The organism is Devosia sp., from assembly GCF_036676215.1.
In the GTDB taxonomy this organism is placed as follows: Bacteria; Pseudomonadota; Alphaproteobacteria; order Rhizobiales; family Devosiaceae; genus Devosia.
In genome coordinates this window covers 1-11954 of the sequence record NZ_JAKFDJ010000123.1, presented here as the reverse complement: position 1 = coordinate 11954, position 11954 = coordinate 1, and the positions used below count along the sequence as shown (strand labels likewise).

The window sequence follows — 11954 nt, the reverse complement described above, 5'->3', positions numbered from 1 at the left end:
GCTCGACGCCATGCGCAAGGACTGGAAAGGCGGCGGCGACACGGTGCTGCGGGTGGATGGCGGCATGGTGGCCTCGGACTGGACCATGCAGTTCCTGGCCGACATTCTCGATGCGCCGGTGGACAGACCGGTGATCCTCGAGACGACAGCGCTGGGAGCGGCGTGGCTGGCGGGATACAAAGCCGGAGTATGGCCGGACGCGAAGGCCTTTGCGGCGAGCTGGGCGCGGGATCAGCGGTTCGAACCAATGATGGAGGCGGCCGAGCGGAAGCGGAAGGTGAAGGGGTGGAATCAGGCAGTGCGGCGAACGCTGCTGCAGTAGTCCTTCACCAGATTTGCCACGCCCTCGTGGCGGGAAGAATGGGTTCCCGCTTTGGTGGGAACGACGTCATGGCTCATCGAGAGCATAAGCGCCGAGCAAGCTTTGATGCTACCCCAGCCAGGCGTCGAAGCTGCCGCCGGCGATCATGGCCCAGTAGCGTTTGCCGCCGGATGCCGTGGCGGTGGCTAGGCCGAATTCGGTGAACTTGTGCGACAGCAGGGTCGAGCGGTGGCCGGCGGAATTCATCCAGCCGCCGATGATTCCCTGCAGATCGGTGTAGCCCTTGCCGACATTCTCGCCCACCGCGCCCTGGTAGCCGGCATTGGTGACACGCTGGCGCAAGGTGACGCCGAGATCGTGGCCCATGGTATTTTTCGCCGCCATCAGCCGCGCCTGCGAGCGAGCTGCTTCTTCGAGCTGCGGGCTATAACTCCAGGCCGGCGCACCATTGGCGGCGCGGACCGCATTGATGGCGGCGATGATCTGATCGCGCGTAAGGGCATCAGGTGCCCGGGTCGCAGAAGCCGGCAGTACAGGGATGCTGGTGCAGGCGCTGAGCGCGGTCATGGCGCCAAGGACGAGGAAACTGCGGCGGGTCAAATCGAGCATGAGGCATTCCGAATGTGACGATCCGGAATGCCGCATGATTCTGGTCAATCAGCTGGTCCGGACGGGGGAACCTAGCCGATGATCGCGCTTAGTTGAAATTGTAATCGAGTGAATAGTGTACGCTCTTGTCGTGTTCGGCGGCGTAGCGCCCGGTGCCGGCCAGGCCCTTGAGCCCGCCAGTGCCCGAACCCTCCACGATTGTCCAATCGGAGGTGGCGACGCCATCGTCCCAGTGGCCCTGTTCGAAAATGACGAAGGTGCCCTGCCTGCCAGCGAGCGTACCCTTGAACAGCAGGTGACCGGCATAGTGCGCGGACTTGTCGTCTTCCCCGTAGGAAAGACAAAACACCGTCTTGGCCTGGCCCTGCAGGTCCCCATCGAAGACAGCGTCGATATGGGCGAGGTTGCCCTTGAGCGGCCGGGCCTCGTAATAGGTCTTTTCATCCCAATTGTTATGCTTGATCGTGCCGATGGCCGTTGTCATGGTCGACTCCCGTTGCGGTGTGGAGGGCCAGAGTAAATGCGCGGCAGTGGCGGGGCTTGTAGATTTGCGACGAAATGAGCCTGTTCCGGTCGATCCGCTGATGCGCCCTGCCCGCGGGCTCCTGCAGCAGAAGCGCAGTTTCGAGAATTTTGAGCTGACACGGTTCGAGCCGTCGGCCGATCTGATGCCGTTCGTCGAGCATTACTGGATGATCCTTTGGGATCTGACCGGCAAACCCGCCTATGTGCAGCAGAACCTTTCGCATCCAAACCAGCACTTGGTGCTCGACCCGCAGGGACAAAGCGGAATTTTCGGGATGTATAGCGGCACCTTCAGCTATCGGCTGGAGCAATCCGGACGGGTGCTGGGGACCAAATTTCGGCCCGGAGCGTTCCGCAATTTCTATGGAAAGGCGGTGAGTGCGCTGACCGATCGGCACGAAGCAATCGAGACGGTGTTCGGCCGCAGCACCGAGGAACTGGATGCGCAGTTTGCTGGCCTCAACGATCCACTAGGCATGGCGGAGCGCATCGAGGACATGTTGCGGGCGGCGGGGCCGCGGCTTGACAGCAAGGCGATCAAGGCACGCCGTATCGTGGAGGCAATCGAGGTGCAGCCCGATGTCTGGTCAGTGGCGCAACTGAGCGAAACCTTCGCCATCACGGCACGAGGATTGCAGCGGTTGTTCGAGGATTATATCGGCATCGGACCCAAATGGGTGATCGACCGCTATCGGATGATCGAGGCCGTGGAAGCGCTGAACCGGGGCGAGGCGACGAGCCTGACCGACCTGGCGCATCGACTGGGATTTTTCGATTCCGCGCATTTTACCCGCACCTTCCAGGCGCTGACCGGGGTGGCGCCATCGAGCCTGCGTCATGCCTGATCGTAGGCGCTGAGCAGCAGCGGCAACACGGCCAGATCGGTGGTGATTGGATTGCCGGCCGCCAAATTCCAGCAGGCGCTGAGCGCCGAATGCGCCGCAGCATAACCCAGAACACGCTTGCGATTGAAGCCCAGCCGCGTCTCGAAGGCATCGGCCAGCGCATTGATGCGTTTCGGACTGGCTGCAAGCTGGGTGGCGCCGTGCGGATTGCGGAACACATTGGCGACTTCGTAGAGCGGATCGCCGAGCAGACCCTTGGGATCGATGGCCAGCCAGCCGCGATCAGAGGACAGGATGTTATCGTGGTGCAAATCGCCGTGCAGGGGCAGCTGGGCGCTCGGACGATCAAAGAGCTTCAGCGCTATGCCGCTGGCGCGGGCGTAGAGATCGCGGGCCGTGTGTGGCCAGACGCGAACATCGGTATCGAACAGGGTCTGGAAGCGCTCGCGTAGAGGTTGCAGATCATCGGGCGCACCATCGCGGAGCCGGTGCAGATTGGCGACGGTGGTGCAGATAGCGATGGTGCCTTCGTCATCATGACCGGCACGCACCGCATCGCCGAGGGTGCCGCCATCGAGCCATTCCATAAAGATGGTGTTGCCGTGGATATCGAAGATGGTGGCGGCACCCTCTCCGCCATACCACTGCATCAGCCTTGCGCCCCGGCCTTCCTCGTCGGCGGCAAGAGGTTTCAGGATCTTGAGGGCACCGAAATTGCGGCCATTCTGCTCGACGCGGAAAATCCAGCTGCGCGGCGACTCGGCCACCGGCGTCGACTTGGTCAGGGACCAGCGGATCATGGCGCGGCTGAGCGCGGTTTCAACAGGCGACTGATTCATGGGCGCATTAGAGCAGAAGGCGTGGGCGGATTCGACCGGTAGCCGCATATGGCTGATAAACTTGCTGAAATCGAGGCGGTAACCAGCGGGTAAGGCTGCCGGTTGGCGGAATGGCAACCCTAACGGCAGGAAGGGCTGGCGGGGCAAGGCTTCGTTACCCTTGCAGGTGCAGCATGATGGGACGCGAAACAAGGACCTGCAGGGGAGGACCTTACGATGACGCACCAACCTTACGACGACCGGCGCGAACCGGCACGGCTCGCCGACATCCTTGCCGCCGACGAGACGCATCCGACATTCGGCCGCCAGGTGATGAACGGGATCAGCGGTCTGCTGGTGCTGATGGTCACCGGCGTGCTGATTTTGCTGCTGGTGCTATGGAAGTCGCCTTAGGGCCGTGTTCTTCCCTTCTCCCCTTGCGGGAGAAGGTGCCCCGAACCCGAGGCGTCCCTCTCTCCTTCAAGGTGAGAGGGTGCGTCTACTTGATCTTGTAGGCGTCCTTTGCCGCCTGATAGCTCAGGTGCTTGGCGATATCGCGTGCCGTCGACTTGGTGATGCGGTTTTCGCCGACCCAACGGCCGAGGAAGCCACAAACCTCGCGGCGCCATACGTCGTGGCGGGCGGGAATGGACAGCAGCGCGCGCGTGTCATCGTTGAAGCCGGCGAGATTGTAGAAGCCGGCGGATTCCACGACCTGGTCGAGATAGCGGCGGATGCCATTCGGGCTATCGTGGAACCACCAGGGCGGGCCGATCATGAGGCTGGGCCAGTAGCCGGCCATCGGAGCCAGTTCGCGGGCGTAGGTGGTTTCGTCGAGCACGAACATAATGAGGCGCAGGTTCGGCTCGTTGCCACAGCGGGACAGCAGGGACTTGAGGCCGTTCACATAATCTGTGGACCCGGGAATGTCGGCGCCCAGATCGGTGCCGCGCTCGGAAAACAGCAGCGGATCAGTATTGCGGCGTGAGCCGGCATGCAGTTGCATCACCATGCCGTCTTCGACCGAGAGCAGCGCCATTTCGGTCATCATCTGGGCGCGGAACAGCTCGGCATCGGCGGCATCATGCCTGCCGGCCAGCACCTTATCGAGCAAGGCCTGCTTTTCGGGCGCTGACAGGTCGGCGGTGTTGGCGCTTGGCACGCCATGATCGGTAGCGACGGCGCCAAAGCGGCGGAAGTATTCGCGCCGGTTGCGGTGGGCGTTGATCAGGCCCGACCAGGTGGCGACGTTCTCACCGGTGATCTCGCCAAACTTCTGCAGGTTCTCGGCAATTGCCGGGCGGCTGGGGTCAGTGACGTCGTCGGGTCGATAGGTGGTGCGCACGCGGCCAATGGTGCCGTTGGCTTCCATCTTCTGGTGATGCACCAGCGGATCGAGCGCGAATTCAGTCGTGGCGATGACCTCCACCCGGGCGCGGTCGAGCAGCGCGTGGGGCAGCAGCGCGGGCGTGGCGAGGGCTGCGTCGATGGTGTCGTAGATGGCGTCGGCGGTGGCGGAGGACAACTCATCCTTGATGCCGAACGCCCAATCGAGCGAATGATCGATCCAGGTCTTGGACGGAGTGCCAGCGAAAAGGTGATAGTTGGCGGCGAACAGGCGCCAGGCCGCCCTGCCCTCGGCAACGGGCTTGCCATCCTTGCGGGGCACACCGAGGTCGTCATAGCTCAGGCCGCGGCTGCGCAGCATGCGCAGGACGTAGTGGTCCGGCGTGAGGAACAAGGCCGCCGGATCGGAGAAGCGGGCATTGCTGGCGAACCAGGATGGGTCGGTATGGCCGTGCGGGCAAATCAGCGGCAGATCAGCGACATCTGGATAAAGCTCGCGCGCGATGGACTGGGCGGGCTCGGAAGCGGGGAATAGGCGGTCTGGATGCAGATGGGTCATGGATCGGTTTTGCCATGATCCGTGCAGTAGATCAATCATCTTCCATACAAGATGAAAGCTCATTGGATTTTAAGTAAATTAACCGCGATTGACGGATCGCATTTCGCTGGACCGGATCGCGGGTCTACCCTCGTCCTGCGGGTGAGAAACAGCGCAGAGCGGCTGCCCAGGGTTATATCCGGTCCAATGTACCGGCAGGCTGAGGGGACGTTGAAAATGGCGCATCTCGATACCCATGAATCCGCAAGTGTCCTGAGAACCGCGCGCCACCAGGCGCGCCGGACGGGCTATGTGCAGCACGCCCAGCTCATGTTGCTTGCCGCGGGCCTTGCCGCTTTCGGCATCGTGGCCGTGGCTGCTGCAATGATAAGCACTCTCCTTTAGACACAAGGCCTTCCAGACCTTAGTGTGCCGCCGGGGAGAACACCGGCCGCCTATGCGAATCCTGCTCGTTGAAGACAATGAAGATCTGGGCGAGGCGATCGAGAAGCGCCTGCGCAGCGCCGGCCATTCGGTGGAATGGGTGCGCGACGGCAATGACGTAGTTTCGGCCGCCGAGGGCGATGATTTCGACGCCGTGGCGCTCGATCTGATGCTGCCCAATCGGGATGGCATCGGGCTGATCGCGGAATTGCGCAAACGCAAGTTCAATGCGCCGATCCTCGTGATCACGGCGCGCTCGGAAATCGACGACAAGGTGAGCCTGCTCGATCTTGGGGCGGACGACTATCTGGTCAAACCCTTTGACTTGCGCGAACTCGAGGCGCGGTTACGGGCCCTGATCCGCAGAACCGGCGGGCAGACTACGAGCACGCTGGGCGTGGGCAATCTCGAAATGGACCTGGCCGGGCTCAATGCCAGCGTTGCGGGCAAGTCGCTCGAGCTGGGGCGACGGGAGTTCCGGCTGCTCGAAATCCTTGTCACCAATGTCGGCAAAGTGGTGCCCAAGGAGCGGCTGATGAACCAGCTGTTCAATTTCGACGAGGCCGTTTCGGTCAACGCGCTGGAGCTGCATATCTCGCGGCTGCGCAAGAAGCTGGAAGCAGCCAATATCGAAATCGGCACAGTGCGCGGGGTGGGCTACGTGGTGCGGGCGCCCCATGCAAGCTAAGTCCTTTTCCATTCAACGACGCATTGTGACGTTGGCGCTGGCGCTGCTGCTGACGGCGGCGGTGGTGCTGATCGTGTTCATCCGCGACTATGCCGAGCGAGCATCCGACCGGGCCTTCGACCGGCTGCTGGCGGCCTCGGCGCTGACCATTGCGGGCGCGGTGCAGGTGGAGGACGACACGGTCATCGTGGAGCTGCCCTTTGCCTCGTTCGGCATGTTTTCGGGCCAGGATCGGGTCTTCTATGCGGTGGAGGACCCGAGCGGACGCGCCGTCACCGGCTATGAGGACCTGTCGGCGAACCTGCCGGAGATGAATTCGGCGGGACCGGTATTCGTCGATACGTCCTATCGCGGCGAGCTGGTGCGGGTGGCAAGCGTGGGACGGCTCACCTCCTCGGGCAGCGACACCGACTGGGTGACCATCCATGTGGCAGAGACGCAGAATGAGCGCGAGGCGCTGTCGGCGGAAATCCTGGGCAATGCCATCGTGCCGGTCGTCGCGCTGACCCTGCTGGGCATTGCGCTGGTGTGGTTCGGGATCGGGCGTATGTTCGCGCCGCTCTATCAGCTGGAGCGGGAATTGCGTGCGCGGGCGCCGGATGATCTGTCGCCGCTGGACGTGCCGGTGCCGGTGGAAGTGAGCCATCTGGTCTCGGCGCTCAACGCCTTCATGGGGCGCCTGCGCAGCGCCATGGACCGGGTGACGGGCCTCGTCGCAGAGGCGGCCCATGAGGTACGGACGCCTCTCGCCTCGCTGCGGGCGCAGGCCGAAGTGGCGATGGACGAGCAGGATCCCGAGGCGCTGCGCCGGCGGGTGGGACGCATCCACCAGGGCGCCATCCAGGCAAGCCAGCTGGTCAGCCAGTTGCTGATGGAGGCAACGATTTCCCATCGCCTGGAGAACCAGGAAACCGACACTACTGCTTTCGGCGCCGTGGTGGAGGATGTGCGCCAGCGGCTTGACCCCGACCAGGCCCGGCGGCTGGTGGTGAACCTGACCGAAGCGGTGGCCGCCGCCCCAATCCGCGGCGATCGCGTGGCGCTGCGCGAGATGGTGCGCAATGTGGTGGACAATGCGCTGGTCTATTCGGAGGGGCCGGTGGAAATCGGGGGCGGAATCGGTGATGGCATGATGACCATGGCGGTCAGCGACCGGGGACCGGGCATTGCTGACGCGGAGAAGCCACTGGTGCTGGAACGGTTCAAGCGCGGCGCGGCAAGCGGAACCAAGGTCGGGTCGGGACTGGGGCTTTCCATCGTCAAGCGCGTGGCGGAAGCGCATCGCGGGGCATTGCGTCTGGGCGACCGGCCTGGTGGCGGGCTGGTGGTCGAGATCGACCTGCCGCTGGTGGGCCGCACACGCCAGGTGGAGCAGTTGCGCAAGGCGCTGGGGAGCCTCTCGGCGCTGGTGCTCTGCCTGCTGCTGATCAGCCCGCGCGACGCGCAGGCGGCATCGTCGACCTATCCGGCGCCGGATGGCAGTACCGGTACGGTGCTGACCATTGTCGGCACCACCGACACGCCGCTGTTCGCCGATTTCGTCACGGGGTTTCAGGCGGTGCGGCCGGATGTGACGGTGGAGTACGACGAGCAGGATTCCCTGCCCATGTATGAGAGCTTTCTGTCCGGCGCGATGGCGCCGCCGGACCTGCTGATCAGCTCGGCCGCAGATCTGCAGATCAAGCTGGCCAATGACGGCTATGCCATGGCCTATGACAGCCCGTGGCTGGGCGGCCTGCCCGACTGGGCGCATTGGCGCAACGAGGTGTTCGGCTTCACCTTCGAGCCGGCAGTGATCATCTACAATCCCGACCGCATCAGCGCCGAGGAGGTGCCGCGCACCCATCTGACGCTGGCGGAGATGCTGGAAACGCAGAGCGAGCGGTTCAGGGGTGCCATCGCGACCTATGACATCGCCGAGAGTGGCGTGGGCTATCTGCTGGCCTCGCAGGATCAGCTGATCTCGTCCAACTTCTGGCGGCTGGCCGCGGCGTTCGGGCGGGTGGACGCCCAGTTCAGCGGATCGAGCCCGGCCATTCTCAACGGGGTTGCCGATGGCTCTCTGGCCTTGGGGTACAACGTGCTGGGCTCCTATGCCTTCGCGCGCAAGGCGGCGGGAGCCAATATCGAAATTGTCGTCCCGGACGACTATGTGCTGGTGCTGACCCGCGCGATGCTGATCCCGCGCGAGGCGCCCCACCCCGAACTGGGCCGTGCATTTGTGGATTTTGCTCTCTCGCCGGTCGGACAGGCGATTGCGGCGGGGCCGACGGCGCTCGGGTCGGTGGTGACCGGCGCCAGGGGGGACTGGACCAGCGAGGCCATTGCAGCACGCGGGCGAGGCGTGATCCAACCCATTCCGCTGGGGCCGGCATTGCTGGTGTCGCTAGACCAGCAGCGGCGCAAGCGCTTTCTCGACAGCTGGGGAGAGATCGTCTCGCCCAAGCCATGAGACCCATGCACTGAACGCATGAATAGGACATTGGTCTTAGATTTTCGCCCGCTTTTGCAGGTTTTAGTGACGGGATGCCATCTGACTGCATGAAATGCATGGCTGGATTGACGTATCAGCCCTAGTCGAACCGGCACAATGAGACCATCTATCCAGTCATGAAAGCGACCCGGCAATTCGGTTGGGTCTTGAGAGGAACTGGCAAATGAGCACCCCCCGCAAATCCCTGTTTGCGACCCTTAGCACCTTCGTTGAAGTGTTCGGCAGCGCCGCTGCTGTCTCTAACGCGGTGGAGGGCGGGCGCGCTCCGCAGGCCAAGCACCTTCGGACCCTCGGTATCGATCCTGGCGCTTTCCGTTCGATCGGCAAGCTCTAGTCTCCCTGGCGCAGCGCTTCCCTCCCGGCGCGCAGCGCCGAGTAGTCGATCTGATGTGAAAAAGCCCGGATGCCCTGAATAGGGGCGTCCGGGCTTTTGCTTTGTCGATCAGTCCTCGTCACTCGCCAACTGACTAAAGACCTCGCCCTTGCCGCGCAGGCGGAAGTAGAGCGGGATCAGGATGGCGGCCGCGGCCAGTATGTAAAGCACAATGGCGATAGGCGAGTGGAACAGTGCGGTGAAGTCTCCCTGGCTGATAGCCAGCGCCCGGCGGAGCTGCTGCTCGGCCATTGGACCCAGGATCAGGCCAACGACGACCGGCGCGATGGGATAGCCGAAGCGGCGCAGCAGGTAGCCTAGTATGCCGAAGGCGAGCAACATCATCAGCTCAAACGAGAAGCTGATCGGGCCGATATGCCCCGACATGGCGCCATTGGCGCCGAGCGTACCGAGCGTGGCGAACACCAGAATACCGCCATAGAGCCAGGGCTTGGGAATGGTCAGTAGGCGCACCCAGAGACCGATCAACGGCAGGTTGAGCACAACCAGCATGAAATTGGCGACCAGCAGGCTGGCGATCAATGCCCAGACCAGGCTGGCATTGTTGGCAAACAGCAGGGGACCTGGCTGCAGCCCGAACTGCTGGAAACCGGCCAGCATGATGGCAGCAGTCGCGGTGGTGGGCAGGCCCAGCGTCAGCAGGGGCACCAGCGTTCCGGCGGCCGATGCATTGTTGGCCGCCTCGGGGCCCGCCACGCCTTCGATGGCGCCCTCGCCGAATTCCTCGGGATATTTGGTGAGCTGCTTCTCGGTCGCGTAGGAGAAGAAGGTGCCGATTTCGGCGCCGCCCGCAGGCATAGCGCCGATGGGAAAGCCTATGGCGGTACCGCGCAGCCAGGCGCCCCAGGAGCGCTTCCAATCCTCGGCGGTCATCCAGATCGAGCCCTTGACCGCGATGACCTCGTCCTTGATGCTGCCGCTGGTGCCGGCAATCATTAGAGTTTCGCCGATGGCGAACATGGCCACCGCAAGCGTGGTGACTTCAATTCCGTCCAGCAGGTCGGGGATGCCGAAGGCGAGACGCGCCTGCCCGGTCTGCAAGTCGATGCCGATCACACCCAGACCCAGACCAATGAACAGGGCTGTCAATCCGCGCAAGGCGGAGTCGCCGAAGGCGGCCGAGACTGTGATGAAGGCCAGGATCATCAGCGCGAAATAGTCGGCGGGGCCGAACATTAGCGCGAACTTGACGACAAAGGGGGCGATGAAGGCCAGGCCCAGGGTGGCGATGAGGCCGGCAACAAACGAGCCGATTGCCGAGGTGGCGAGAGCAGGACCTCCCCTGCCCTTGCGAGCCATCTTGTTGCCTTCGAGCGCGGTAACGATCGAGGCGCTTTCGCCCGGCGTATTGAGCAGGATGGAGGTGGTGGAACCGCCATACATGCCGCCATAGTAGATGCCGGCGAACATGATGAGCGAACCGGCCGGATCGAGTCGGTAGGTGACCGGCAGCAGCAAGGCAACGGTGAGCGCCGGGCCGATACCGGGTAAGACGCCGACCGCCGTGCCCAGAGTCACGCCAATGAAGGCATAGATGAGGTTCTGCCACTGCATCGCAGCGATCAGTCCCTGTCCGAGAAGGCCGAAGGTATCCATTTCAGCGCGGTCCGATCACGGCAGAAGGCGTTCGAGTGGTCCGGCGGGAAGCGATAGTTGCAGGCCGCGCGCGAAGATGAACCAGACGAGTAGGGCAAAAACGATGCCGATAGGAATGGTCTGCCACAGCGGGCCGCGACCAAATCCCTTGGCGGTGAAGGCAAACAGCAACCCGGTGGCCACAGCGAAGCCGGCGGTCGAGAGCAGCAGAATCTGCGCCAGGAGGCCGGCGACGATCCAGACCATGGGGGCCATGCTGCCCTTTTCGCGGGCCGGGAAACTGCCGCGCAGGGCAGAAACCACGGTACCGATGGACAGCAGGATCAGGGCGCCTGCGATAGCATAGGGGAACACCGTCGGGCCGACCCGCTGCTGGACGGGTGGCACCCGCATCAGGTTCATCTGCCAGATGATGACCCCGGCGATCACCGCCAGAATCACGGCAATGAAAAGCGCCGCCCCATCGGGGCGACGCGCTAGTTTGGGTTCGCTAATGCTCATTGCACCAGGCCGATGTCTTTCAGGATGGCCTCGGTGGCCGCGATGTCCTTGGCCAGTTGGGCATCAAAGGCTTCGCCAGCCAGGTAGGTATTGACCCAACCCTTGGTGGCCAGGGCCTCGGTCCAGGTTGCCGATGCGACCAGCTTTTCAATGTCGGCGTTGATGGCGGCCTTCTGCTCGTCGGTCAGGCCGGGAGCCGCGGCAACCATGCGCCAGTTCTGCACCACAACATCGACGCCACCATCCTGCAGGGTCGGGATGCCGTTGAAGGGCTCATCGCCCGTCACCGCCAGCGCCCTCAGATCGCCTGCTTCAATCTGGGCAGCGAATTCGCCGGCACCGGAAATGCCGACGGTCACCTGACCACCGAGCACGGCTGCAAGAGCTTCGCCGCCACCGGAATAGGCGATGTAGTTGACAGCAGTGGGATCGACACCAACTGCCTTGGCAATAAGCCCGGCTGCGATGTGGTCAACGCCGCCAGCGGAACCACCGGCCCAGGAAACCGATCCGGGATCGGCCTTAAGCATGGCAACCAGGTCATCGAGCGACTGCAATTCGGAATTGGCAGGCACCACGATCACATCGGATTCACCGGTCAGTCGGGCGATCGGGGTGACGTTGGCGAGCGATACCGGGGAAGCATTGGTCAGCACGGCGCCAACCATGACATAGCCACCCACGATCAGGGCGTTGGGGTTTCCGGTAAACTGATTGACGAACTGGGCGAGGCCGATGGTGCCACCGGCGCCGGGAACGTTGGTGACCTGCACATTGCCGGAAATGCCTTCGGCCTGCAGGGCCTCCTGCATGGAGCGTGCGGTCTGGTCCCA

At 63.4% G+C, this 11954-nt stretch carries 14 protein-coding genes; 7 read left to right on the top strand and 7 right to left on the bottom strand.

Annotation, left to right across the window (positions count from 1 at the left end):
* The coding region (locus V6M52_RS11360; protein WP_332701101.1) for an FGGY-family carbohydrate kinase at nucleotides 1-322 on the top strand (322 nt) is incomplete at its 5' end.
* 108 nt (nucleotides 323-430) lie between these two features.
* Here the strand turns inward: V6M52_RS11360 and V6M52_RS11355 are convergent.
* The gene (locus V6M52_RS11355; RefSeq protein WP_332701100.1) at nucleotides 431-931 is read right to left on the bottom strand and encodes a CAP domain-containing protein; all 501 of its coding nucleotides are present in this window, start codon (nucleotides 929-931) and stop codon (nucleotides 431-433) included.
* A gap of 88 nt (nucleotides 932-1019) precedes the next feature.
* Complete coding sequence (locus V6M52_RS11350) at nucleotides 1020-1415, bottom strand: DUF3224 domain-containing protein (RefSeq protein WP_332701099.1); 396 nt, start codon at nucleotides 1413-1415, stop codon at nucleotides 1020-1022.
* A 100-nt stretch (nucleotides 1416-1515) separates the two neighbouring features.
* Here V6M52_RS11350 and V6M52_RS11345 point away from each other — a divergent pair, with 100 nt between their 5' ends.
* Complete coding sequence (locus V6M52_RS11345; RefSeq protein WP_332701098.1) at nucleotides 1516-2301, top strand: helix-turn-helix transcriptional regulator; 786 nt, start codon at nucleotides 1516-1518, stop codon at nucleotides 2299-2301.
* Here the strand turns inward: V6M52_RS11345 and V6M52_RS11340 are convergent.
* Nucleotides 2292-3140, bottom strand: coding sequence for an aminoglycoside phosphotransferase family protein (locus V6M52_RS11340; protein WP_332701097.1), 849 nt, complete (start codon nucleotides 3138-3140; stop codon nucleotides 2292-2294). The two genes, V6M52_RS11345 and V6M52_RS11340, sit on opposite strands and share 10 nt — an antisense overlap.
* 216 nt (nucleotides 3141-3356) lie before the next feature.
* Between V6M52_RS11340 and V6M52_RS11335 the strand changes: the two genes are divergently transcribed.
* Nucleotides 3357-3533: a hypothetical protein gene (locus V6M52_RS11335; protein ID WP_332689296.1), complete on the top strand. Its 177-nt coding sequence runs from the start codon at nucleotides 3357-3359 to the stop codon at nucleotides 3531-3533.
* Between the two features lie 85 nt (nucleotides 3534-3618).
* On the opposite strand, the gene uxaC is transcribed toward V6M52_RS11335, so the two are convergent.
* Nucleotides 3619-5025, bottom strand: coding sequence for a glucuronate isomerase (uxaC, locus tag V6M52_RS11330; RefSeq protein ID WP_332701096.1), 1407 nt, complete (start codon nucleotides 5023-5025; stop codon nucleotides 3619-3621).
* A gap of 216 nt (nucleotides 5026-5241) precedes the next feature.
* Here uxaC and V6M52_RS11325 point away from each other — a divergent pair, with 216 nt between their 5' ends.
* The 4 genes from V6M52_RS11325 to V6M52_RS11310 all read left to right on the top strand — a co-directional run bounded on the left by V6M52_RS11325 (nucleotide 5242) and on the right by V6M52_RS11310 (nucleotide 8964).
* Nucleotides 5242-5409, top strand: a complete 168-nt coding sequence (locus V6M52_RS11325) for a hypothetical protein (RefSeq protein ID WP_332701095.1) — start codon at nucleotides 5242-5244, stop codon at nucleotides 5407-5409.
* A 52-nt stretch (nucleotides 5410-5461) separates the two neighbouring features.
* Nucleotides 5462-6136, top strand: a complete 675-nt coding sequence (locus V6M52_RS11320) for a response regulator transcription factor (protein WP_332689288.1) — start codon at nucleotides 5462-5464, stop codon at nucleotides 6134-6136.
* Nucleotides 6126-8588 (top strand): sensor histidine kinase, encoded by a 2463-nt coding sequence (locus tag V6M52_RS11315; protein WP_332701094.1) that lies wholly within the window; start codon nucleotides 6126-6128, stop codon nucleotides 8586-8588. The genes V6M52_RS11320 and V6M52_RS11315 overlap by 11 nt, the downstream gene beginning before the upstream one ends.
* 205 nt (nucleotides 8589-8793) lie before the next feature.
* Nucleotides 8794-8964 carry a hypothetical protein gene (locus V6M52_RS11310; protein ID WP_332689282.1) on the top strand — a complete coding sequence of 57 codons (171 nt, stop codon included), beginning with the start codon at nucleotides 8794-8796 and terminating at the stop codon, nucleotides 8962-8964.
* A gap of 108 nt (nucleotides 8965-9072) precedes the next feature.
* Here V6M52_RS11310 and V6M52_RS11305 read toward each other — a convergent pair whose 3' ends face one another.
* The 3 genes from V6M52_RS11305 to V6M52_RS11295 form a co-directional block, all read right to left on the bottom strand.
* Nucleotides 9073-10620 carry a tripartite tricarboxylate transporter permease gene (locus V6M52_RS11305; RefSeq protein WP_332701093.1) on the bottom strand — a complete coding sequence of 516 codons (1548 nt, stop codon included), beginning with the start codon at nucleotides 10618-10620 and terminating at the stop codon, nucleotides 9073-9075.
* 15 nt (nucleotides 10621-10635) lie between these two features.
* On the bottom strand, nucleotides 10636-11121 hold the full coding sequence (locus V6M52_RS11300) for a tripartite tricarboxylate transporter TctB family protein (RefSeq protein ID WP_332701092.1): 486 nt from the start codon (nucleotides 11119-11121) through the stop codon (nucleotides 10636-10638).
* Nucleotides 11118-11954 (bottom strand): tripartite tricarboxylate transporter substrate binding protein (locus V6M52_RS11295; RefSeq protein ID WP_332701091.1); only part of this gene is annotated, 837 nt, incomplete at its 5' end. The genes V6M52_RS11295 and V6M52_RS11300, both read right to left, overlap by 4 nt.